At 65.8% G+C, this 21,481-nt stretch carries 21 protein-coding genes and 1 tRNA gene; 7 read left to right on the top strand and 15 right to left on the bottom strand.

Annotated features, from left to right (window positions below):
• Nucleotides 1-359 precede the first annotated feature (359 nt).
• Nucleotides 360-521, bottom strand: a complete 162-nt coding sequence (locus ACFVMC_RS07905; RefSeq protein WP_379208019.1) for a hypothetical protein — start codon at nucleotides 519-521, stop codon at nucleotides 360-362.
• 9 nt (nucleotides 522-530) lie between these two features.
• Between ACFVMC_RS07905 and ACFVMC_RS07900 the strand changes: the two genes are divergently transcribed.
• Nucleotides 531-1,418 carry an exodeoxyribonuclease III gene (locus ACFVMC_RS07900; RefSeq protein WP_379208017.1) on the top strand — a complete coding sequence of 296 codons (888 nt, stop codon included), beginning with the start codon at nucleotides 531-533 and terminating at the stop codon, nucleotides 1,416-1,418.
• A gap of 956 nt (nucleotides 1,419-2,374) precedes the next feature.
• Here ACFVMC_RS07900 and ACFVMC_RS07895 read toward each other — a convergent pair.
• The 3 genes from ACFVMC_RS07895 to ACFVMC_RS07885 all read right to left on the bottom strand — a co-directional run bounded on the left by ACFVMC_RS07895 (nucleotide 2,375) and on the right by ACFVMC_RS07885 (nucleotide 7,036).
• A complete protein-coding gene (locus ACFVMC_RS07895) occupies nucleotides 2,375-3,280 on the bottom strand; it encodes a DUF1152 domain-containing protein (protein ID WP_379209448.1) in 906 nt (301 codons plus the stop codon).
• Between the two features lie 1,274 nt (nucleotides 3,281-4,554).
• On the bottom strand, nucleotides 4,555-6,228 hold the full coding sequence (locus ACFVMC_RS07890) for a hypothetical protein (protein WP_379208016.1): 1,674 nt from the start codon (nucleotides 6,226-6,228) through the stop codon (nucleotides 4,555-4,557).
• Between the two features lie 184 nt (nucleotides 6,229-6,412).
• Nucleotides 6,413-7,036 carry an isochorismatase family protein gene (locus ACFVMC_RS07885; protein ID WP_379208014.1) on the bottom strand — a complete coding sequence of 208 codons (624 nt, stop codon included), beginning with the start codon at nucleotides 7,034-7,036 and terminating at the stop codon, nucleotides 6,413-6,415.
• Nucleotides 7,037-7,397: 361 nt separating this feature from the next.
• On the opposite strand from ACFVMC_RS07885, the gene ACFVMC_RS07880 reads away from it, so the two are divergent.
• Both ACFVMC_RS07880 and ACFVMC_RS07875 read left to right on the top strand, forming a co-directional pair.
• On the top strand, nucleotides 7,398-7,820 hold the full coding sequence (locus tag ACFVMC_RS07880) for a nitroreductase/quinone reductase family protein (RefSeq protein WP_379208012.1): 423 nt from the start codon (nucleotides 7,398-7,400) through the stop codon (nucleotides 7,818-7,820).
• Nucleotides 7,821-8,288: 468 nt separating this feature from the next.
• Complete coding sequence (locus tag ACFVMC_RS07875) at nucleotides 8,289-9,347, top strand: serine hydrolase domain-containing protein (protein WP_379208010.1); 1,059 nt, start codon at nucleotides 8,289-8,291, stop codon at nucleotides 9,345-9,347.
• A gap of 360 nt (nucleotides 9,348-9,707) precedes the next feature.
• Here the strand turns inward: ACFVMC_RS07875 and ACFVMC_RS07870 are convergent, their stop codons facing one another.
• From ACFVMC_RS07870 to ACFVMC_RS07835, 8 genes are all read right to left on the bottom strand, one after another.
• Nucleotides 9,708-10,358, bottom strand: a complete 651-nt coding sequence (locus tag ACFVMC_RS07870) for a class I SAM-dependent methyltransferase (RefSeq protein WP_379208008.1) — start codon at nucleotides 10,356-10,358, stop codon at nucleotides 9,708-9,710.
• Nucleotides 10,359-10,896: 538 nt separating this feature from the next.
• Nucleotides 10,897-11,328 carry a hypothetical protein gene (locus ACFVMC_RS07865; RefSeq protein WP_379208006.1) on the bottom strand — a complete coding sequence of 144 codons (432 nt, stop codon included), beginning with the start codon at nucleotides 11,326-11,328 and terminating at the stop codon, nucleotides 10,897-10,899.
• Between the two features lie 380 nt (nucleotides 11,329-11,708).
• The gene (locus tag ACFVMC_RS07860; RefSeq protein WP_379208005.1) at nucleotides 11,709-12,005 is read right to left on the bottom strand and encodes a hypothetical protein; all 297 of its coding nucleotides are present in this window, start codon (nucleotides 12,003-12,005) and stop codon (nucleotides 11,709-11,711) included.
• A 19-nt stretch (nucleotides 12,006-12,024) separates the two neighbouring features.
• Nucleotides 12,025-12,097 (bottom strand) — tRNA-Ala (locus ACFVMC_RS07855).
• 79 nt (nucleotides 12,098-12,176) lie between these two features.
• Nucleotides 12,177-13,208 carry a gephyrin-like molybdotransferase receptor GlpR gene (gene glpR / locus ACFVMC_RS07850; protein ID WP_379208003.1) on the bottom strand — a complete coding sequence of 344 codons (1,032 nt, stop codon included), beginning with the start codon at nucleotides 13,206-13,208 and terminating at the stop codon, nucleotides 12,177-12,179.
• A 212-nt stretch (nucleotides 13,209-13,420) separates the two neighbouring features.
• Nucleotides 13,421-14,071 carry a GNAT family N-acetyltransferase gene (locus tag ACFVMC_RS07845; RefSeq protein ID WP_379209446.1) on the bottom strand — a complete coding sequence of 217 codons (651 nt, stop codon included), beginning with the start codon at nucleotides 14,069-14,071 and terminating at the stop codon, nucleotides 13,421-13,423.
• A 24-nt stretch (nucleotides 14,072-14,095) separates the two neighbouring features.
• A complete protein-coding gene (gene glp, locus ACFVMC_RS07840; RefSeq protein WP_379208002.1) occupies nucleotides 14,096-15,355 on the bottom strand; it encodes a gephyrin-like molybdotransferase Glp in 1,260 nt (419 codons plus the stop codon).
• 161 nt (nucleotides 15,356-15,516) lie between these two features.
• Nucleotides 15,517-16,470 carry a UTP--glucose-1-phosphate uridylyltransferase gene (locus tag ACFVMC_RS07835; RefSeq protein WP_379208000.1) on the bottom strand — a complete coding sequence of 318 codons (954 nt, stop codon included), beginning with the start codon at nucleotides 16,468-16,470 and terminating at the stop codon, nucleotides 15,517-15,519.
• A 79-nt stretch (nucleotides 16,471-16,549) separates the two neighbouring features.
• On the opposite strand from ACFVMC_RS07835, the gene ACFVMC_RS07830 reads away from it, so the two are divergent.
• The 4 genes from ACFVMC_RS07830 to mscL all read left to right on the top strand — a co-directional run bounded on the left by ACFVMC_RS07830 (nucleotide 16,550) and on the right by mscL (nucleotide 18,750).
• On the top strand, nucleotides 16,550-17,137 hold the full coding sequence (locus tag ACFVMC_RS07830; protein WP_379207998.1) for a 5-formyltetrahydrofolate cyclo-ligase: 588 nt from the start codon (nucleotides 16,550-16,552) through the stop codon (nucleotides 17,135-17,137).
• 69 nt (nucleotides 17,138-17,206) lie between these two features.
• Entirely contained in the window at nucleotides 17,207-17,527 is a 321-nt protein-coding gene (locus tag ACFVMC_RS07825) for an FmdB family zinc ribbon protein (RefSeq protein ID WP_379207997.1), read from the top strand.
• Nucleotides 17,528-17,607: 80 nt separating this feature from the next.
• A complete protein-coding gene (locus ACFVMC_RS07820) occupies nucleotides 17,608-18,264 on the top strand; it encodes an SAF domain-containing protein (RefSeq protein ID WP_379207995.1) in 657 nt (218 codons plus the stop codon).
• Between the two features lie 63 nt (nucleotides 18,265-18,327).
• Nucleotides 18,328-18,750 carry a large conductance mechanosensitive channel protein MscL gene (gene mscL, locus ACFVMC_RS07815; RefSeq protein WP_379207993.1) on the top strand — a complete coding sequence of 141 codons (423 nt, stop codon included), beginning with the start codon at nucleotides 18,328-18,330 and terminating at the stop codon, nucleotides 18,748-18,750.
• A gap of 65 nt (nucleotides 18,751-18,815) precedes the next feature.
• Here mscL and ACFVMC_RS07810 read toward each other — a convergent pair whose 3' ends face one another.
• The 3 genes from ACFVMC_RS07810 to ACFVMC_RS07800 all read right to left on the bottom strand — a co-directional run bounded on the left by ACFVMC_RS07810 (nucleotide 18,816) and on the right by ACFVMC_RS07800 (nucleotide 21,479).
• Nucleotides 18,816-19,490 (bottom strand): MspA family porin, encoded by a 675-nt coding sequence (locus ACFVMC_RS07810; protein WP_379207991.1) that lies wholly within the window; start codon nucleotides 19,488-19,490, stop codon nucleotides 18,816-18,818.
• A 61-nt stretch (nucleotides 19,491-19,551) separates the two neighbouring features.
• On the bottom strand, nucleotides 19,552-20,229 hold the full coding sequence (locus ACFVMC_RS07805) for an MspA family porin (protein ID WP_379207989.1): 678 nt from the start codon (nucleotides 20,227-20,229) through the stop codon (nucleotides 19,552-19,554).
• 692 nt (nucleotides 20,230-20,921) lie between these two features.
• Nucleotides 20,922-21,479, bottom strand: coding sequence for a molybdenum cofactor biosynthesis protein B (locus ACFVMC_RS07800; protein ID WP_379209444.1), 558 nt, complete (start codon nucleotides 21,477-21,479; stop codon nucleotides 20,922-20,924).
• Nucleotides 21,480-21,481 lie beyond the last annotated feature (2 nt).

The raw sequence follows: 21,481 nt of genomic DNA, 5'->3' as shown, positions 1-21,481 counted from the left end.
CCCAGATTCGGGAACTGATCGCTAGCTATGAGGGTGGAGCGACTGTGTATGAGTTGGGTGTCCAGTTCGGTATCGAGCGACGGACAGTCGGCGAGATCCTTCATCGACATCACGCACCGATGCGACGCCGCGGCCTGACACCCGACCAAATCGATGACGCCATCCATCTCTACGGTCAGGGCTGGTCACTCGCCCGCGTTGGTCGGCACCTCGGTGTAGACGCCATGACCGTCTTGAACAAGCTCCGCGAACGTGGGATCCCTACGAGGGACACCCAGGGAGGACCGCGGGCCTAAGTCGACCGGCACATGATCTGACCCCAGGGTTTCGGTCCGGGTGGACCGAATCACGGGGTCCCGTCAGACCATCGCGCCGAGGTCGATGAACGCGTCGGTGCGTTGGTCGACGACCTGATACACCCAGAAGCGTTCACGTGAGAGCCTGCGCTGATTCGAGCAGAACATGATCGGTTGCAGGTCGGTACCGGAGCTGCCCGGGTGAGAGGTATCGGGCTCCGGCACAGTGTTGCCATGGGTTCGTCGGTCGCTGACTCTTTCACTGTTGCCACTTTCAATGTCAACGGAATCCGCGCGTCACGTCGTCGTGGATTCGATCAGTGGTTGCGGGCCAGGTCGGCGGATGTGGTCGCGTTGCAGGAGCTGCGTTGTCCCGCAGCCGATGTGGGAGACTTCCCGGGATATTCGGCGGCGGTGGACGTCGGTTCCGTGGCCGGTCGTAACGGCGTGGCAGTACTGACGAGGGTTCCAGCCGCCGCCGTGCGGACGTGGGTGACTCACCCGCCCAGGGCCCGGGGACTCGGCGAGTTCGCCGCGCAGGGACGCTATATCGAGGTAGATCTGGCCGACCGCCCGGTGACGGTGGCCTCGCTTTATCTCCCCAAGGGTGGTCTGCCCGCGCATCTCCAGCGCCCCGGATCGATGCGCGAACTGCCCGACGGTGGGGTCAAGTACGAACGGAAGCAGAGGTTCCTCGCGGCGTTCGCCCGCGAAGTGCACCGGAACCGGCTCGCTGCGCTGAGTACGGGACGCAAGTTCGTCCTCACCGGGGATCTGAACATCGCGCACACCCGACACGATGTCACCAACTGGCGTGCCGCCCGCACGATGGACGGCTTCCTGCCTGCCGACCGCGAGTGGTTCAGTTCGGTACTCGGCACGCGCCGACTCGTCGACGTGGTGCGGCAGGTGCACGGCGATCGCCCGGGTCCACTCACCTGGTGGAGTTGGGCGGGTCGATCGTTCGCCAAGGATGTGGGTTGGCGGGTGGACCACCAACTCGCGACGTCCGGTCTCGCCCGCCTCGCGACGGCTGTCGTAGTCGACAAGGAACCGTCACCCGCCGAGCGCCTCTCCGACCACGCGCCCCTCGTGGTGACCTACTCGGCGATGCCTGACTGAGAAGTTCTGATCCCTCGGCAGGGCACCACCCCCGTCGGGCCTCCACCCCTTCCTCGGATGCGCTGTAATGCCGATGAGCGTGTCCCAAGGGGGCGAGCGAGCGTCGTCTACTGGGGTTCAACAGTCCAGCTCGTACCGATACCATCGCCGCGGGTTGCCGTCCTCGTAGAGCCAGAGTGTCGAGTCGCGTCCGATCTTTCCACGAGCCCAGCCCTGGGATCGGCGGCCGTTCGGTAGGCGGAGTTCCTCCCTTGCGGTCTCGGTGATCACGTCGTCTTGGAGGTGGCCGTTGCTCGATCGCGTCGCCGGCGTAGAAGGCCCCCAGCTGATCCCCGGCGCTGTCGAAGGCCACGCCGTTGTGAGGCAGAGTCGAGGTAGTCGGCTGTACTCGGTCGATTCGTCCAGCGCCCAGGATGACTCCGTCGCCGAGGGCATCGATCTTGCTGAACGATTGATCGAGGCCACTCAACGATATCTGGCTGACCTCGTGGCCGTCGCAGATGACGACGGTGGCGTCGTAGTGGGGCATCGACGCCCGCGCCGAGGGAAGTTGTGCGGGATCGGCAAGCAAAGTCAGCAGTCGCCCGCGGTGATCAATTGTGGAAGCGATGACTTCGAATCGTGCGTAACGCTCCGGCAGAGTCGCATGCAGAGCGAGGCAGGGTTTACTGGCCATTGATGATGCCAACCACCTCTACGGTCAGGGTTGGTCACCCGCCCGAGTCGGTCGGCACCTGGGAGTAGACGGCATGACCGTCCTGAACAAGCTCCGCGATCGTGGGATTTCCACAAGAGATACCCACGGACGACCGCGGACGTAATTCGACCGTCACAGGTTCGCTCGATGGGGCCGTAGTCAGCTTTCGCGTGCCGTATCGAAGATCCGGTAATGCCGAATATCGGATGTCCAGCGGGCGATAGCGACTCACACTGGGTCTCGCCGCGGCCGGCCCCGGTCAGTGTGGAATGAGGCTGGGCGGACGAGGATTGGGCCGTGATGCCAGATGTGCTTCGATAACCTGCACCACCTGGTAGGCATGGTCGGTCGAGTCGAGCAGCGGTAGGTATTCGACACTGCGGGCGAGCGCCGGGAGATCGACCGCCAGGTACATCGCCATCAGCGGATTCACGAACAGTTCTGTGCCCCAAGTGCGGCTGGTGGCGTGGACATCGCCGAATTCCCCGCGCAATGCATCGGCGATCTGGGAGTGAACAATGCTGGGCCGTAACGGAGTATCGGCCAAGGCGTGGATGACGGCGGCGAGGTAGGCTGCACCTTCCAGGCTGTCCGGCGGTATGGAGAACGCTCCGAGGAACGCATTCTGACGTTGGAGCGCGGCGAGATTCTCCAACACGTGGGCATGGCAGACGCCATGGTAGGTGTCGATACCGAAACCGACCGACACCACGAGGCAGGTGATGCCGTCAAGCGCTGCCGCAGCTGCGAGGCTGGTCATGTCCTCGTGCGGAGTGCCCAGCCCGGCCTCGTCGCCGCGGAGCAGGATGTCGGTGCCACCGTCGATCAGCACCAAGGCGTCCGCGTCGAGGTGATCGACGAGCGCACGGTAGGCGGCTCGCAGGGGGCGGACGCCGGACTTGGGAAAGGCGTACACGATCTGATCGCGACCGGTGATTGCCAGCCATCGCGCCAGGGTGCGTTCGGGGAAGTAATCGTCATTGCCGTCGGTCTCGGGGTGCACGGCGGCGACCCCCGGCGCGAGCCAGTCGTCGAGTGGGGTTCGGCGCAGGTCGCTGAACGACAGGTTCGCCAGGTACACCTTCTTGCCGAGCCCTTCCAGAGCCACAGCGAGTGGCAGGCCACCGTATACATCGAATCCGCCACCCGCCCCGGCTATCAGCACCCTGGAGGCGCCGCGCAGACGTGTGAACAGAGGTGGCTCGACCAACCGAAACGAAGACACTCAGCCATCATGGCGACGGCAACGACTTGATGCCAGGCTGCTGCCCGGTCGGTCAGCTTCGATCACCCGGTGAACATCCACAAATGCCGCGTCCCGCGCGTGCCGCCAGCGGCCAGAACGGTATAGCTGAAGATCAACGGCCCTGGGGCATCTCGGGGGCGCCGCGGTATCCGCGCTTCTGCCGAAGAGCGTGTTTCGGTTACGGCTTCGCTATAGGTCGCTCACGTAGTTTCCGTAACGACCCGACCACCGTGTTGAACCGGCTACGCAACGAGGAGTCCGCACCCGCGACACACACGGGCAGGCTCGGTCCTGACATCAATCCACTACGACCAGGTGATACCGCACTCGTGACTGTCACGGCTCACGGACGCGGTAATGAAAGAGTGCCTTCCGACTCAATCAACACCGAGCCGGAACGGAACACACCTTGGCGAATTAGAATAGGAAAAAAGCGTTGAACAGACGATATGCGACGCCAGGCTGAACGTGGCCGTGCACTCGAAAGGCGGCAAACCCTGATCAACAGCACTATTCACATGAATTTGTGGACCAAATGCGACGTTACTCGAACCAGGACACCCTAACCACGACCCTGGCATCGATACGGCAACGACTGGTCGACGACCAGGGGAAACACACCGACCGGGACCCAATCCCGAAACCCCACACGGTCCGGCGCCGTCTCACCACCGAACACCGCGCGGCGATCGCCGCCCAATACGAAGCAGGCGCCACCGTCAACCAGCTCGTCAGCCAACATCGCCTCGGCAAAGGAACCGTCCTGAGCATCCTCCGCTCCGCCGGAACAGCGATCAGAACACCCCGACGCTTGAACGAGCAAGAGATCGACCAAGCCATCCACTGGTACCGACAGGGAGAATCCCTCGCTCGGGTCGGGGCACGATTCGACGTCACCGCAGACACGATCAGCGCCGCACTCCAACAACGAGGAATCCCACGACGCGATCCCCAGAGCCCGCGAACGACAGCCCACCACAGGTTGATCCCATTTCGAACGCACGATAATGCCGATTTGCGTGCGATTCTCGTCCGGCCTGATAGTGCTCGGCCGCGCAGTCATCTCTCGCCCTGTGCGTCGTCGATCACGCGGGTGGAGTAGTCCACCGACTGCCCTCCGCTACAGCGCCATGTGGAACCCACACCGTCATGGATCAAGGGTGTCCGAGCGAGTTGCGTATCTGAACAAAGCGCTATCGGACCGCGCAGTCGAGGATTCGTCCGTCGACGGTTCCGATCAGCAGCCATTCTGGGCTGGTGAGGGTGAGTGACAAGGGTATTGCGGGCTGGCCGCTGACTTGCAGATCGTGCCGCCAGCGCACTGTTCCGTCCGAGGTGTCCAGGGCGACGAGCTCACCGGAATTGAAGGCAACGTATACCGTGTTCTCGTCTCCGTCCAAGGCGGTGACCGGGAAGTCGGCGGTGAACACCCACCGCACGGTTCCGTCCAGGCTGCTGCGCCGGACAACGAAGGCGTTGCCGGGTAGTAGTCCGCGTCCGTCGTGTACGGCCCCGGCGTGCACCAAATCCCGGTTCTCCGGACCGCTTACCTCGATGCCGGGCCCGCCGAAGAGGTGTCCGGCACGGGTGGTGTCCCACTCGAGCGGGAAAAGCTCCCGAACTCGGGAGTCGCCATCGTGACCAGTAGGATCGACGGCGACGACGCGCTTGTCGCGCGATGGCTCCTCGTCGTCGAGGCCTCGAAGGAAGAACAACTGTGCACTGTGGCGGACTTGAAAAGGATGGTTGAACGAGTCGAATCTTCCCAGCGGCATGGACATCTCGGGTGCCTGCCCTGTGGGATGGATCAAGGACAGCTGGCCCCCGCGATCGGAGTCCGTGGAACGTAGTGCGAGCCAACCGTCTTCCCGCGTGGTGAGTGCGACGGATGAATCGAGGCGCAGGGAGTCCAGCACCTTCCCGTCCTCCAGTGACACCCGGGCGACGAGCGGTGACTCGGTGATGAGTTCATTGTTTACCCACCGTGACCCCCGCTCCACGTTCACCCAAGCGTCGAGCCGGCCGGGCTGGACCGCGAGTTGCCGACCGCCTTCCTTGTCACGCACGCGCCACTCCAGATGTCCTTCGGGCAGCCATGATTCGGCCAAAGTGCCGTCCGCGCAGGCCAGCACTCGGCCGTCCGACAGCGCCTGGACATCCCATACCTGCACGCGCGGCTCCCACGGCTCCCCGACCAGCGCCGTCAGAGTCTCGACGCCCCGACCGGTCGTCACCCCTGGCGCGGGGCGCTCGAAGTCGATGCACTGTCCGCTGCGCTCATCAGGCTGTACCGAGTTGTCCGCGACGTTGCTCCAGTCGGCCCGTTCGATGACCGCGGAGAACACGTAGGTGTGCGCCTGGGCGTCGTATCGGCCGTCAGGAAAATCGTCCGGTGGCGATGTCACAATCCGCAAAATCCGCGCGCTGGCCCATTCGACGTGCAGTATTTCAGGAGCCCAGCGGATCACCGAGGTCGACTTCCTCGAGTGCAAATCCAGGATCAACAGCTCGCCCTCGAAGGAATATCCACCGTCGTACGCACCGGTCCCTACAGCCAAAATCGGCTGCGTCGGGTGAAAGGCCATCGCGCGCACCGGCCAGGCGGATTCGATCACCCACTGGCACCGAAAATCCTGTGCGCCATAGATTCCCACCCGATACTGCGACCATCGTCTGCTGGCGGTCCCGCAACCAGACCACTGCAGATAGCCCAGGTCGCCGCCCACGGCGACGAGGTAGCGCTCCTCGTCGACGGCCACCGTCGAAGGCATGCCGATCTCGGCGAAGAGGCGGTCGCCGAGTATGCGGCGAATAACGAGCGGACCAGACATGCGAAGCTCCCAGGTAGTGGAAGACCATCCTCGCATCGGCCGGTATCGAGCTCGGCTGCCGCGACCCGCGCGATCCGTGGCGGGCCAGCACGGTGCGGTTGAAGATCAACGGGCAGAGCGCTTCACGTCCTCAGGCAGTGCACGCACGTGCCGATGAGCGGCGATTGTGAGCACCAAGATGGCCGAGTTTCGTGCACTCGACGTGGGACGGTCGCTCCACTCAGCCTGTGGTCAAATCGGCCGTAGGGATGACTTGTCCGGTGGATCGGGCTATTTGGCTCAGAGCCAACTCGTGTAGGGCGGCGTTGTAGTCGGCTATCGCATCGGATGCGACGAAGAATTGGAGATCCCTCGCCAGGGCATCGAAGCTTGTTGCGACAATCCCTTGGGATGCGAAAACGCCGCAGACTACAAGCTGGTCCTTTCCCTGTCGGCGCAGTTCGACGGCGAGATCGGTAGCGTAGAACGCGCTGAGTGATCGTTTGCGGATCCATGGAACAGCAGGCTCGACGATGCCGTCCAAGCATGACTGTGCCGCTTCGGTCGCGTTCGGGCCCTGCCCCCACAGCACCCCGCCCAGACCACGCTGCGGTGTCACTGTCGCGGGCCGTGGTGCTGACGCGATGACCGCCACGTTCCGAATGAAGGCCCAATCCACAAGCGATTGGCACTGGCTTACGACCGCGGCCCGAGTCTGTGGGGCTAGCACGTTTGCGTAATACGGGAGCAGATCGTGTACAAGGACCGCGCAACGATCGTGCTCGAGCTGCCAGCCCAGCCCGTCATGGATGTTGGCAAACTGGGCTGGCTCGTACGGCGTGACATTGACGTCGAAGGTGACCACGTCGTCGATCTTCCACCACCACCGCCGAGGTTCTCGAAACCGCCTGCAGCACCTCGTCATCGGAGCTACTCGCCGAGTCACCGCACCGGACAACCACCCGAATGCGTCAGCCAACATCCTGTAATCAGCGTAAGACGTTCTGAGCCAACACCTATCTGTGCGGACTTCAGTCAGCACGAGTGAACGATTATGCCGCATGGCGCGCGGCATTGTGGATTGGTCTGCAGACACCGCGCCTAGCTGACTCGTGACACGTGCGAAGGGGCGGGCGGACGCAGTTCGTATTCGGCCGCTAGGTTCGAAAGCGACGACGCAATCGATCTCAGGGGGTTAGGGCATGCCATCAGCTTGGGAGCAGGCGTTGAATCGCCGCGTAATCCATCCGGTCGTCGTGTTCGCGCTGAACAACGGTTGCGCGCCCCCGACCTTCGCCCTGCTGGAAACAACCGGTCGCCGGACTGGGCGCCAGCGGGTCGTTCCGGTGGCGAATGGATTGCAGGGCAACACTTTCTGGCTCTTTGCCGGTCAAGGGGCGGCTGCCGCATACGTCCACAACATTCGTGCCGACCCGAGAGTGCGGGTCAAGGTCACGCCCGCGCGGCTTCGCGAGGGCTTCGGCTTTCGGTGGCGTTCGGGCACAGCCCATCTGCTTCCTGACGACGACGCTCGCGCTCGTCACCACGCGCTCGGCAAGGGCCGCCCCGGCTACCGCCTCGACGGTCTGGCGTTACGCCGACTCGCTGCCGGCGCCGAAATGCTCACGATCCGAGTCGATCTCGACTGATCCCTTTGTTCAAGGCGGGTCCGCAACCTTGGGGCCGAAGGGATGAGGAGTTCAACGGCATCGCCGTCGGCGGGCCACTGGCCGGTCGGAGAACCCCGAGTTCGTCGCCGGCTCTCCGTTGTCGAAACGATCCGCCCGACTCGTACCCAGCTCCGCCACCGCGAGCGCCGCCCGGCGAACGCACGCTCATCAGCGTAAGAGGCTCTGGGTCACACCCGCCCCAAACCTGACTTTAGTCAGCGCTAGTGAGCTATGCCGCTTCTCGCGCGAGCCGAAACCAGGGCGGCGCGAGGGCGGACCGGTGTCGCGTCGCATCACTGTGTACCGAACGATCGCGGTTCACAGGAGTCATCGGCAGGTCGGTAGTGAAATACCATGCAGCGCTGTACTGTTCCCAATCAGCCGTGGGGCAGCTGTCCGATCGACGCCGTCGGCGCCAGCGATCGGGGCAGAGGGTGGAGGGGGTCAGTGCCGAGATTCAGCGCGATCGTCAGTGCAGTTGTGGCCGCCACACTGTTCGCGCCGGTGACCACCGGGCATGCCGACCCCACCGTGACAGCTGCGGAACTGGCTCAGGTCACCGGGGAATTGCTGCCGATGCCCGCAGACCGCTCCATGGACATCGCCTATCTGGATGACCGGGGCACCGTGTTCACACATCTCGGCACAGGCAACGCTGCCGACTACGAGACCGGCTCCATCGGAAAGACATTCACCGCAGCCTTGTTCGCCGACGCCGTCGAGCGAGGTGAGGTCCGCACCGACACTCGTGTCGGCGATCTGCTCGCGCTGGTAGGGGCACCGGTGGCGGAGGTGACACTCGAGGAGCTCGCCGAGCACCGCTCGGGTCTTCTGGAATTCGCTCCTACGCTGGATATGCTTGCCGGCGGTGTCGACTACTACGTGTTCGGGCGCAACCCTTTTCACGCGGACCTGCCCCAGTTGCTCGCCCAGGCCCGGAACACGCCGCTGATCGGTCGTGGCGCCTTCCAGTACTCCACACTCGGTTACGCCCTGCTCGGGCAAGCTGTCGCGGCGGCTGCGCACACCACCTATGCGACCCTGCTGCGCACCCGCATGCTCGAACCATTGGGTCTGACCCACACCTGGCTGCCACTGACCGAAGCCGACCTTCCCGCCGATGTCAGCACAGGTATCGATCGCAGCGGACGACCACAGGCGCCGTGGCCGCTCAACGCCACCGCACCGGCGGGCGGACTCCGTTCCACAGTCGGCGATCTCGTCTCCTACGCGCGGGCCTTGCTCGATGGCCGCGTCCCGGGCATGACCGCGCTCGAACCACGGTGGCCGGGCAATATCGCCAATACCTCCCACGGATATTCCTGGAGCGTCGTGACTATGGGCGGACACGAATACACCCTGCACTCCGGAGGCACCGGCGGGTTCAGCAGTCTGGTATTGCTCGACCGAAGCAACCACAGTGCGCTGGTGTTCCTACGAGATATCTTCGACCCCGCCCTCGAACGCGCCGGCATCGACATCCTGCGTCGCCTGCAACACACGTAAGGCCCAGGGCCGGACAAATAGAACCGAGCCACCGGAGTATCCGCTCATGCCGCTTATACGGCGGTTTCGTGACCTACTGATCATGGTGGCCCAGCATCGCCTTTCGTGCGATGACCTGATCGAGCGTCAGTATTTCTAGGAAGACAGATGAGTCCTTTCGTACTTCTGGGCGTCGAGTTGGGCGAGTTTTCTCCTCGGCCGCGGCAAGACTGACGGAAAGACCTTCGATCTCGCCGAGCCAGCCCTCACGTTCGGACTCGGCGATGCGGTCCCCGAAGGTTGTCGCGGATCACGACCAGCCGGGGCCGCTCGCTCGGGGAAACGATGAGAACGGGGCATCGGCCGCGATGCTTCTCTGAACTACTGGTAGGGCTGGTGACGTGCGAAAAGTACAGCTTGCGATGCTTTCTCTTCCGGGGCGAGGAGCAGGTGAGCCTCGACCTCGAAGCCGGCATCACGCAGCCAGGTCGTCATGAGGTCGGGCTGTCGATGGTGGACATGGACATTCATCGGGTGACCGCCATAGCCTTGGGTCTTCAACCGTGACTCGTTGCCGACGTGGAACAGTAATTGCAGAGCTCCGCCGGGCCGCAGTATTCGATGAAAGCGTCTCAGCACGGCCGGGACCTCGTCGTCGGGGATGTGGATCAACGACTGCCAGGCCAGCAGGCCGGCCATCGAGGCTGCCGGGAAGTCCAGCTCCGTCATCGAACCCACCTCGAACCGCAGGCCGGGGTGGTCACGCCGAGCCGACTCGATCATCCCAGGGGAGAGATCGACGCCGAAAGCATCGACACCCAGCTCGTGCAGGTAGGCGGTGACGTGTCCGGGACCGCACCCGACATCGGCTACGAGTCCGCCGCCGGCGGCCCGCACGCTGTCCGCGAACAATGCCAAAGCCGCACGGAGGTACGGGTGTCCAGCCAGGGCATCGCGCACCTGGTCGGCATAGCTCGACGCGACTGTGTCGTAGGAGATTCGGGTATCGGTCAACCAGTCGTCCGCGCTCATCATCGGCAGGGTAGTCGGTGATCACCAACCGCCATTGGCCGACGCTGCGGCGGCTGGATCGAGACCGTGTCTCACAGGGATGTGATTCGCGGCGTGGGCGTTGAGAACGATTGTGTTGCACGATGGTTGGTTATGGATGCGTTGTCGTTGTGGTTGGTGCCCGATGAGTTGTTCTCTGGACTAACTACTCGCTTCGCTGGGCGAGAAGTGGAATCCCGAGATCGATTGCTGTGCCGCCTTGTCCGCTCTGGCGAGCGCGCATCCGGTCTAGGGTCACGAGTTTCCCGGCGGCGGCGATGAGGCTGACTTGCGCAGCCCCTCGACCTCGCCGGTCCAGCTGTTGGCTCGGGCTTCAGTGATGCGATCGCGGAGGTTGGCGGTTATCTCGGCGAGCCGTTCGCGGGTGCGTAGGTCGACGCGCAGGCTCGGACATCGGATGCAGGCTTCTCTGAACTAACTGGCCGATCCGGCGTCGCCCGAACGCACTCTTCTGCCGACGAGCGTGCGAACCCGCGGGCCGGCCAGACCTGGCTCGCGCCTACCCGTACAGGTGGCGATTCACGGTCGGGTCGTGAGCGAGCACGAAATCGACCACGCCCCAGAAATCCGGCAGGCGGGGGTGCGCGAGCCCGGCATCACGTGAAAGCAACGTGCCGTGGATCGCGCTGCCCGTCCCGTCTTGGCACGCCTGGATCAGAGTCGCCGCAGGGTTGGGGTTGCCTTGTACTGGGCCGACTCGGCACCCGAATGTCACGTGGTCGTCGGCTCTTTGATCACCCCAGGTACCCAGAATGACGTCGATCCAAGTCTCGTGCGCCTGACCGGTGTGGTGATAGGAGTTCGCAAAGTACACCGCGTAGGCTTCGGCGCCGTCGCGAACGAAGTTCCATGTCCGCTCGATCGGTGCGCTGCAGCACTCGCACTCGTATCGTCTGATCTGGAGTTCATCAGGGTCCATCGTCAATCCCACCGTCGCACAGTAGCTCAGCTCTTGCTGTGGGCCGGACAGACAGACGTCCGCTTCTGCCGCATATCGGTCGAACAGACGCGAGATCGAATGCTGCGCTGAACATCCCGTGTCGGCTCCGGTGACCGCGTGTGGACGAACGATAAGAGGACTCGCCCGTACACGGCACAGGCCCGCGGATCGGGCTGGGGATCGAACCGTCCACCGCGAAACAAATACTGTCGTCACATGATTCGGAGGGTCGCGGCGTGGGCGGCCCGACGACGCCCGCCCCGCGACTCCGACGGGACAGTCCGACCAACCCGACCGGACCCCGTCCCCGTAACGCACAACGCGGCTACCGGTGGCCCGGGTGCCGCCGGTAGCCGGGCGTTATGCGCGGGTCATCGCTGGATCAGCGCGCCCAGGGCGGTGATCGAGGCCCGGCGTTCGTAGGCGATCCAGGCGAAGATCGCGGACAGAGCAAGCGGGAACGGAGCCAATTCCGGGGTGTCGGCCAGGAAGGCGTTGAACCCTGCGGCGAGGAAGGTGACGATCACCAGGCCCGAGCCGAGCAGATCGATCCACGCGCGGCGGGGTTCGCCCGCAAGGCAGTCGACAACAACCTGTGCATTCGCCAGACCAACGCAGAAAATCCCGAGGCAACTGTGAAAAACAGCCTCGGGATTGCCAGTACCCATACGCAGGCTCTGTCCTGAGTGGAGCTAAGGGGAATCGAACCCCTGACCTTCTCGATGCGAACGAGACGCGCTACCAACTGCGCTATAGCCCCGTGCGGTCCCGGGGGAACCGCGCTGAGACACTGTATCAGGCGCGGGGGCGGGTTACCGAATCGTGGGGGTGAGCTGGGGTTATTCGCCTACGGCGTGGCGGTAGTCGCCGGCGCCGTGGCGGTCGCGCAGGGCGCGGGCGGTGGCGGGATCGAAGGTGTCGAGGTGCTCGAACATCGGATCCTCGTCATCGGCTTCGAGCAGGGCGGAGCGGCGGCGCAGGGCGCGGGCGGTCTCGCGGTCGATGGTGCGGCGACGGACGCGGGCCTCGGTCTCGCGCGGGTCCTCGACAGGGGCCTCGCCGTGCTGCTGGCCGCGAGGCAGCCGGGCGGCGCGGCGGCGGCGGATATCCTCCTCGATCCGGACCTGCTTGCGTAGGTAGCCGAGATAGGCGGCCAGCACGACGACGCTGAGGCCGGACAGCCACCAGCAGGCGGGGTTCACCGCGATACCGAGAGCGCCGGTGGTGAGCGCGGTGAGCAGCAGCGCGAGCACGGCGCGCTGCCGGAAGGTGTAGCGGGCGGCGCGGGCGATCGCGTCGGCCTCGGGATCGAATCCGCCGCGACCGCGGCGGGTGGGGACGAAATCGTCGTCCCGCGAGTCGAGTTCCTCGACATCGTCCAGGCGGGCGGGCACCCGGGCCGTCTCCGGTTCGGTGCGCTCCACGTCGTCATCATCGGCCGAATCGGTGTCCGCCGCAGCGGTTCCGGCGGTAACGGGTTCGAATTCGTCGGCATCGTCGGTGAATTCGCCTGCCCGTTCGGTGTCGGCCTCGGCTTCGGCGGCGCTCATACCGGCCTCGAGCTCTCCGGTGGCGTCGGCCAACTCGTCCTCTTGGTCGGTGACTTGCTCGGCCGGGTTCATCCGGTGCTCCGCATCATCGCTGGTGAAGGACTTTCTGTGCGCACGGCTCGGTCTGTAGTCGGGATCACTGTCGTGCCCGGCGGCCGGACCGGTCCTCATGCGCCGTTTCGAGCCGCCGCGATGCAGCACTCTCGTGGCCAGTGCCGCGTCGGTGGTCTGCCGGATCCGCGGGTGGCGGTCGGCGAGAATCGGGAACAGCACGAAGACCCACAGCACCACCAGTCCGATCCACAGAATCGAATTCGGCATGTCGGTTTCACACCTCCCGTCCCTGCTGTTCCGTTGGCGCAGGGTGCACCACTGACGTCCGTAGGTTAATTCCGGGACGCATCAACATCCGGCAGGCGCGCCGTGCACATCCGCCACATCTGTCACAAGAATCGCCGGATTCAGGCGTTTCTAACCAGGATTCGCACCGCGCGGGGATATCTTGTGCGGTTACGGTGGCAACGAGATCTGTTTCAGGGCAGGAAGATCCGGCCGTCACGGGCGAGCCGATCGACGACGGTGCCCGCTACCTCCTCGACGGTCATCGCGACCAGTAGATGATCGCGCCAGGCACCGTCGACGTCGAGATACCTGCGCAGCAGCCCCTCTTCCCGAAATCCCGCGTTACGCAGCACGGCCTGGCTGGCCAGGTTCTCCGGTCGCACCGTGGCCTCCACCCGGTGCAACCCGACCGGACCGAAGCAGTGGTCGAGCCCGAGCCCGAGCGCCGCCGTGGCCACGCCCTTGCCGCTGAGATCCGTAGCCACCCAGTACCCGATCCACGCCGAACGCAGCGCCCCGCGCACGATATTGCCGACGGTGAGCTGCCCGCCGAAGCGGCCGTCGACCTCGATCACCAGCGGGACCATGGCCCCGCGCCGTGCCTCGGCCTTCAGACTCGACCACAGCGGGGGCCAGTTGGACGGATGGTTGCGCGCCTCCCAGGCGCCTCGGCCGGTCGGCTCCCACGGCTCCAGATACGCCCGGTCCCGCAGCCGGATCCGGCTCCAGGCGGCAGCGTCGCGCAGCCGCACCGGCCGCAGTGTCACGGTCCCGGCGGCGCAGCGCACCGGTCCGAGCCGCGCGGGCCAGCCCGGATGCTGGGTGGCCCGGAAGACGTTCATCGACTCCATCAGCTCCCCGACTAATCAGCCGCGCTGCGCGAGAAACGCGACCCGGACCTCGTCACCGGTTCTGATGTCGGTGTCGTCCGGATCGATCATGATCAGACTGTTCGCCTCGGCCAGGGTGGCCAGTAGATGCGCGGACGCCCCGGCCGCGCCGCCCAGCGGCTGCACCAGATAGTCGCCGGTGGTCTCGTCGCGCATCAACTGCGCGCGCAGATAGCCCTTGCGGCCGGGCATCGAGGAGATCGGCGTGATCGTCCGGGCCCGGATGACGCGGCGCATGGGATGACGGCGCCCCAGCGCGATCCGGATCAGCGGCCGCACCATGACCTCGAAAACCACCAGCGCGCCGACCGGATTCGACGGTAGTAGGAAGGTCGGTACCTCGTCGCGGCCCAACCGCCCGAAACCCTGCACGGACCCGGGATGCATGGCCACCCGGGCGATTTCCAGTTCGCCGAGCCCCTCCAGCGCCTCCCGGACCTGTTCGGAGGCCCAGCCGCCGACCGCGCCCGCGATCACCACGACCTCCGAGCGCACCAGCTGCCCCTCGACCACATCGCGCAACTGCCGCGGATCGGCGCTCACGATGCCGACGCGGTTCACATCGGCGCCGGCGTCGCGCGCGGCCGCGGCCAGCGCGTAGGAGTTCACGTCGTAGACTTGGCCCGGGCCGGGTGTGCGATCGATATCGATGAGCTCGCCGCCGACGGAGATGACCGACAGCCGCGGCCGCGGATGCACCAGCACCTTGTCCTGCCCGACGGCCGCGAGCAGACCGACCTGCGCGGGCCCGATGATCGTGCCCGCCCGCACCGCGACATCGCCGGGCTGCACATCGTCGCCGATGCGGCGCACGTAGTCACCCGAGCGCACCGACTCGTAGACCTTGATCCGGGCGCGGCCGCCGTCGGTGAAGTCCAGGGGCAGAACGGCATCCGCGAGGGTCGGCAGCGGCGCACCGGTATCGACCCGCACGGTCTGCCGGGGTTGCAGCCGGATCGGCTGCCGCGAACCCGCGACCACCTCGCCGACCACGGGCAGGGTCAGATCGACGAGTTCGCCGTCCTCGCTGCGAATATCGGTGCCGGCGGCGGCGACATCGACGCTGCGGACGGCGTAACCGTCGATCGCGGCCTGGTCGAAGCCGGGCAGCGGCCGCTCGGTCACCACGTCCTCGGCGCACAGCAGGCCCTGGGCCTCGGAGATCGCGACCCGCACCGGCCGGGGCGCGACCGCCGCCGCGGTCACTTTGATCTGCTGATCCTCAACCGAGCGCATCGAGCCCTTCCCTGATCTGGCGTCCCACTGACGATCCCACCGCGCACCAGTGATGGTGTCACCGGATCACCGCGAAAGCGGGTTTCGGCGCGCGGACAGGTGAAACCTCATTGGTACCCGACCGCACGCCGTCAGCGAAACCGACGAGCGCGAATCGGCACTCAGTCGTAGGGCGTCAGTTGCGGATCCCACTCCGGACTCAGCCTGTGCTGCAACCACTCCCGCAGCGCCGGGCCGTATTCCTCACGTTCCAAAGCGAAATCGACCGCGGCTCGAAGATAACCGCCCGGGTTGCCCAGATCGTGGCGCGACCCGCGGTGCACGACGACGTGCACCGGGTGCCCCTCGTCGATCAGCAGCGCGATGGCGTCGGTGAGCTGCAATTCGCCGCCGGCGCCGGGCTCGATCCGGCGCAGCGCGTCGAAGATGGCGCGGTCGAGCAGGTATCGACCGGCGGCGGCGTAGGTGGAGGGCGCGTCGGCCAGCGCCGGCTTCTCGACCATGCCGTTGACCCGCAACACATTCGGGTTCACCGCGTCGGGCACGGTCGCCACGTCGAAGACACCGTAGGAGCTGACCTGGTCCTTGGGCACATCGATGGCGCACAGCACGCTGCCGCCGCGCTTGCGCCGCACCCGGCTCATCACATCGAGCACGCCGCAGGGTTGTACCAGATCATCCGGCAGCAGAACCGCGATGGCCTCTTCGTCGTCGTCGAGGACGCTCTCGGCCTGAGCAACCGCGTGCCCGAGACCCAGCGGCTCCTCCTGGATCACCGAGAGCACGTCCAGCAGGCCCGGCGCCTTGCGTACCTTCTCCAGCAGCTGGAACTTGCCGCGCTCGGCGAGCGTGCTCTCCAGCACCAGGTCCTCGACGAAGTGCGCGACCACGCCGTCCTTGCCGGGCGAGGTGACGATCACCAGCCGGTCGGCGCCGGAGTCGGCGGCCTCGACGGCGACCAGTTCGATGCCCGGGGTGTCCACCACCGGCAGCAACTCCTTGGGCACCGTTTTGGTGGCGGGCAGGAAGCGCGTCCCCAATCCGGCCGCGGGCACGACGGCCGTGCGGAAGCACGCGACCGTACCGTCTGCGGATTGTCCGGTTTTCGCTGTCATGGGCATACCCTATCCATCCATCACATCGCCCCAGCGCCGTCGGGCGTGGGGCTTCGCGGGTGAGCATATGGTGATCGTCATGGAGATGCCCGCCGAGGCCGATAAACATGCATGGCGCTCCGAAGTTCTCAGAGAGCGGAGTTCCCAATCCGCGGCGGATCATGCCGAACAGGCGCGATCACTCGCGGAAACCGCGGGCACACTGCCGGTTTCCGAGTGGGTGTGCGCCTATATGCCGGCACGCGGTGAGCCGGGGTCGGCGAGTCTGCCCGACGCGCTGCGCGCGGCCGGGGCGCGGGTGTTGCTACCGGTCACGGGGCCGCCGGGCCCGCTGGACTGGGCCGAGTACACCGGCCCGGACAGTGTGCGACCCGCGCGTTTCGGACTGCTCGAGCCGACCGGCGCGCTCCTGGGCTCCAGCGCGGTCGGCCGCGCGGGACTGATCCTGGTGCCCGCGCTGGCGGTAGATCTGCGCGGCGTGCGACTCGGGCGTGGCGCGGGTTACTACGACCGGACCTTGGCCGCCGCTCGCGCGGACGCCCGCCTGATCGCGGTGGTGCGCGACCGGGAATTGGTGGACCGTCTTCCCGAGGAACCTCATGACCTGCGCATGGGCTGGGCACTGACACCGCGGGGTGGTCTGCGCCGACTGGGTACGGTGGAATGAATGCAGGATTGGCGATGTTGGCACTGTCGCCTGTAGAGTGCCAAATCGACGAGACCAGCGGAGGATCCTGTGCCAACTTATTCGTACGCGTGCACCCAGTGTGACAACCGCTTCGACATCGTGCAGTCCTTCAGCGACGACGCGCTGACCGTGTGCCCCGAGTGCTCGGGCAAGCTGCGCAAGCTGTTCAACTCCGTCGGCATCGTCTTCAAGGGCAGCGGCTTCTACCGCACCGACAGCCGCGGCGGCGCGTCCACCGCGAGTGAGCCGGCCAAGACCGATTCCGGGTCGAGCAAGCCCGCCGATTCCGGTTCGGCGTCGAGCAACGGTTCGACCGGCACCTCGTCTACCAGCAGCTCGTCTACCAGCACCGCGGCCGCCGCCAGCTGAGTCATCCACAGCTGCCCGGTTATCCACAGGCAGGTCTTTTCCCGGGCGTGGCGCGGTACCCGCACTCTTAGGCTCCGGGCATGACATCGCGCACCGATCTCGGTCGCGAGCACCCGCTGCGCGCGGTGCTCGACAATCGACCGCCCTGGGCCGATCTGCTCCTGGCCCGTCGCCTGCTCGCCGCCGCGCTCACGGCGCTGGCGGCCGTCCTGTTCCTGCGTGGCGATCCGGATTCGCACCCGGTCCAGGTCGTGGTCGCTGAACACGACCTGGCGCCCGGCCGCCTACTGCAGGCCGGTGATCTGCGTACGGCGGCCCGCGAATCCGGTTCCCTGCCCACCGGTGCGGTGCGCGATATCTCCACCCTGGTCGGCACCACGCTGACCGGTGCGATGCGGCCCGGAGAGATCTTCACCGACCTGCGGGTGGTGAGCCCGCGCCTGGCCGCGGTCACGGCCGGGGTGCCCGACGCCCGCATCGTCGGGCTCCGGCTGGCCGACAACGCGGTCGCCGAGATCCTGCGTTCCGGCGATCGGGTCGACGTGGTGGGCGGCGCACCCGAGAGTGACCACCCCGCACGCACACTCGCGACCGGCGCCACCGTGGTCCTGGTCGCCCGCCCGGCGGACAAGCGGGCCGGGGCCGAACCGGTGGTCCTGGTCGCCCTCGGCGGCGCACAGGCCGTCGCGGTCGCGGCCGCCTCGCTCCGGACCGAGCTCACCGTCGTCTTCCATTAGCATCTGCTACCGATCGCGGCTCCGCGAAGCCATTACGCGTTATTCGACAGGAGATTTTCGACCATGCTCAAGGGATTCAAGGACTTCATCTTCCGCGGGAACGTGCTGGACCTCGCGGTGGCGGTGGTGATCGGTTCCGCGTTCACCGCGATCGTCAGCTCCTTCACCGACGGCGTGATCAAACCACTGCTCGCGGTGTTCGGCGGTACCAGCGAACTCGGCTGGGGCTTCGAACTGGTCTCCGGCAAGCCCGCCACCTTCGTGCAGCTGGGCACCATCGTCGGCGCGGTCATCGACTTCCTGCTGATCGCGGCGGTGGTGTACTTCGTGCTGGTGCACCCTGCCAACCGGGTGATGGCGCGCTTCAGTTCCAAGGAGGCCGCGGTCACCGAGATCGCGCTGCTCACCGAGATCCGCGATCTGCTCGCCGCCGAACGCCGCTACGACGGCGACACCACCACGACCACGACCATCCGCGAGGTGTAGCCCGCGGAACGAGAGCAGGCCCGCCGCGAAAGCGACGGGCCTGCTTCGTAGTTCAGCGAACCGAATCAGCCGATGCTGAAGGGCTGACCCCAGAGCACAACGTAGGACATCACGTTGTCGGTCTCGACCTTGACGCGCACGAAGGAGCGCGCCTGGGCGTAACCGGCGCAGCCGGTCAGGCCGATGGTCGAGTCGGCCCAGGCCACCGAGCCGTTGGTGCCCTTGAACTTGTTGTTGGTGGAGTGATCTTCGTTGCCGAAGTCATCCGCGACCTCACGGTCCAGGACGTAGAACGACGCGGTCTGGCCGGGGCCCAGCGACAGGCTGCCGCCGCTCTCCGCGCTCGGCTTGGCCGTCACGGAATCACCGCTCTGCTCGATCGAGACACCGGCACCGGCGTCCACACCGCCACCGGCGATGTTGACCTGGCAGCCCACCACGTAGCCCGGGTAGATCTTGCCGCCGACCGCGCCCGAGCCGGAGAGCTCGACGATCGCGGTGCCGGAGACCCACGCGTTGCGGTGCAGCGGGGTGGAGCCCATGGACGGGTTGATGTTGGCCGACTCACCGACCAGCTTGACGGTCACCACGGTGCCGTCGGACAGGGTCTTGGAGATCTCGCCACCGGGCAGCGGCACGAAAGTGTCGGCGTTGGCCGCGCCGGTGGAGAACAGGCCCATGGCGATGGTGGCGGCGGCACCCGCACCGGCAACCTTCGCCAGGTTCTTACGGTTGATCATGTTAATCCCTCAGGGGTTGGAAGTATTCGGCGAGAAGAGGATTCGACGATTCGAAGACGGGTCAGCCGATGCTGAACGGCTGGCCGTACAGGGTGGTCTTCGAGTAGTGATCGCCGATGATCTCGACCACGGTGTAGGAACGCGCCTGGGCGTAGCCCGCGCAACCCTGAATCTGCATCTCGACGTCCTGGTACTCGACCGAGTACACACCGGCCTTCGGGATGTCCTTCAGCTCGACCGCGACCCACTTCACTTCACCGGGGCCGAGGTTGACGCCCAGCGAGCCGGACAGACCGAGGCTGGACATATCGATGGACACACCACCGCCCGCGCTGATCGCGTCGTCGGCGATGCTCACCTGGCAGCCGATGATGTAGCCGGTGTTGACCTGCGACTGGCCGTGCGTCGACGAGTTGTTGGTACCGGGGCCGTTGGCCGGGCCGTTCCACGGACCGGCGGTGCCCTCGGGCGTGACGGTCACGTCGGCGGTCGCGTTGCCGGAGACCCAGACAACGCGCCCGGCGCCGTTGGCGGCCAGCGACGGCGAAACGACAGCATGCTCACCCGTGCGGGTAATGGTCACGCCCGGGCCGACCTTCTGACCGTCCGGCAACGGCACGAAGACATCGGCGTTGGCGGCGCCGGTCGAAAACAGACCCATGGCAACGGCCGCGGCAGCAGCGCCGACGCCTGCGGCGCGGGCACCGCGACGCAGACCGTTGGTGCGGTTCTCGCTCATACTTCCCCTCATCAGGTTCTAACAGTCAACCTCGACCGTCGAGGCTGGATGGTCCTCTCAGGCCCAGCTCAGTTTGTCGCTCCTATGTTGCCGGTGTGTAACCGGTCGTTATTTCGGCGCAACGGCCTCAGCTGGCAACGGAACGGAGCCATCGTTCCGCCGGGTCGGCAACGTTCGTGACGCACCCGGGCCTGTGTGGTCCATTGTTGGGTGGCTCTCGGCGAAGATTAAACCGTAGGTAACGGTGCTGCAACGCAGGCTTAGGTAAAGAACAATGTGATGTAGATCACACATCCTTTGATAGCCATATCGCTTGACGTGCATAGACGCAGCGGAGAAGGTTCGCCGGACGGCTATTCGAAGCGCCGGGACACAAAGATGCCATTCGTGGTTACGAGTCAGCGCAGTAACGAAATGGCGTGGATCACAGTCGAATTGCAAAAACCGTGAGGACAGCTGGGCTGTTAATTCATCGGTGATACGTAGTGCGGCCGTAGATAAAACTCAACCGTGGTGCGGAGGCACCTGGGAGCGCAGCCAATCATCGGAAGACGCGGCCGCGTCGGAATCGTCGCCGCGTTCGTCGCGAGTGGTGTCGGGCAGCGCGTCGCCGAAGATCTCGGCCAGACGCGCAGCGTCCCTCGCCCGGCGGCGGGCCGAGCGAGGGTCGTCTGGGGAATCGGTGGCGCTGATTACTCGGCCAATCCGGAGAGCTCGCCGATCGCCTTGCCCGCCAGCGGGCCGAGGGTTGCCATGCCGTCGCGGACGGCGGCCCGGTTACCGGGCAGATTCACGACCAGGGTGCTGCCGGAAATGCCCGCGAGCCCACGGGACAGCCCGGCCTCCAGCGACCCGGCGACCCGGCCGGACGCGCGCAACGCCTCACTGATACCGAGCAGTTCCCGGTCCAGTACCTGGGCAGTGGCCTCGGGGGTCACATCGCGCGGGGTCATGCCGGTGCCGCCGACCGAGATCACCAGATCGACACCGCCGATCACCGCCGTGTTGAGCGCATTGCGGATCTCCACCTCGTCGGCCTGCACCGACACCGACGCGTCGACCAGGAAACCCGCCTCGGTCAGCAGCTCGGTGACCAGCGGCCCGAGCGAATCCACACCTCCATGCGCCGTTCGATCGTCGACGACCACCACCAGTGCACGCCCCGCCACAGGAGCATCGATTTCCATGCTGCTCACCGTAGCGCCTGTCGCGGCCGGATCGACGGCTGAGTCAGCAACCACACTCGACATCA

It is taken from the genome of Nocardia sp. NPDC127579 (assembly GCF_042672005.1).
GTDB lineage: Bacteria > Actinomycetota > Actinomycetes > Mycobacteriales > Mycobacteriaceae > Nocardia.
Note: the sequence above shows the minus strand (reverse complement) of the source record. Positions and strands in the feature narration are given on the sequence as shown.

Bases quoted from the DNA above. Each gene is read 5' to 3' on its own strand.
- ACFVMC_RS07820 (WP_379207995.1), top strand. From the start codon at position 17,608: ATGACATCGCGCACCGATCTCGGTCGCGAGCACCCGCTGCGCGCGGTG.
- glpR (WP_379208003.1), bottom strand. From the start codon at position 13,208: ATGCCGAATTCGATTCTGTGGATCGGACTGGTGGTGCTGTGGGTCTTC.
- mscL (WP_379207993.1), top strand. From the start codon at position 18,328: ATGCTCAAGGGATTCAAGGACTTCATCTTCCGCGGGAACGTGCTGGAC.
- ACFVMC_RS07845 (WP_379209446.1), bottom strand. From the start codon at position 14,071: ATGAACGTCTTCCGGGCCACCCAGCATCCGGGCTGGCCCGCGCGGCTC.
- ACFVMC_RS07830 (WP_379207998.1), top strand. From the start codon at position 16,550: ATGGAGATGCCCGCCGAGGCCGATAAACATGCATGGCGCTCCGAAGTT.
- ACFVMC_RS07870 (WP_379208008.1), bottom strand. From the start codon at position 10,358: ATGAGCGCGGACGACTGGTTGACCGATACCCGAATCTCCTACGACACA.
- ACFVMC_RS07810 (WP_379207991.1), bottom strand. From the start codon at position 19,490: ATGATCAACCGTAAGAACCTGGCGAAGGTTGCCGGTGCGGGTGCCGCC.
- ACFVMC_RS07860 (WP_379208005.1), bottom strand. From the start codon at position 12,005: ATGGGTACTGGCAATCCCGAGGCTGTTTTTCACAGTTGCCTCGGGATT.
- ACFVMC_RS07805 (WP_379207989.1), bottom strand. From the start codon at position 20,229: ATGAGCGAGAACCGCACCAACGGTCTGCGTCGCGGTGCCCGCGCCGCA.
- glp (WP_379208002.1), bottom strand. From the start codon at position 15,355: ATGCGCTCGGTTGAGGATCAGCAGATCAAAGTGACCGCGGCGGCGGTC.
- ACFVMC_RS07835 (WP_379208000.1), bottom strand. From the start codon at position 16,470: ATGACAGCGAAAACCGGACAATCCGCAGACGGTACGGTCGCGTGCTTC.
- ACFVMC_RS07890 (WP_379208016.1), bottom strand. From the start codon at position 6,228: ATGCGAGGATGGTCTTCCACTACCTGGGAGCTTCGCATGTCTGGTCCG.
- ACFVMC_RS07800 (WP_379209444.1), bottom strand. From the start codon at position 21,479: ATGTCGAGTGTGGTTGCTGACTCAGCCGTCGATCCGGCCGCGACAGGC.
- ACFVMC_RS07900 (WP_379208017.1), top strand. From the start codon at position 531: ATGGGTTCGTCGGTCGCTGACTCTTTCACTGTTGCCACTTTCAATGTC.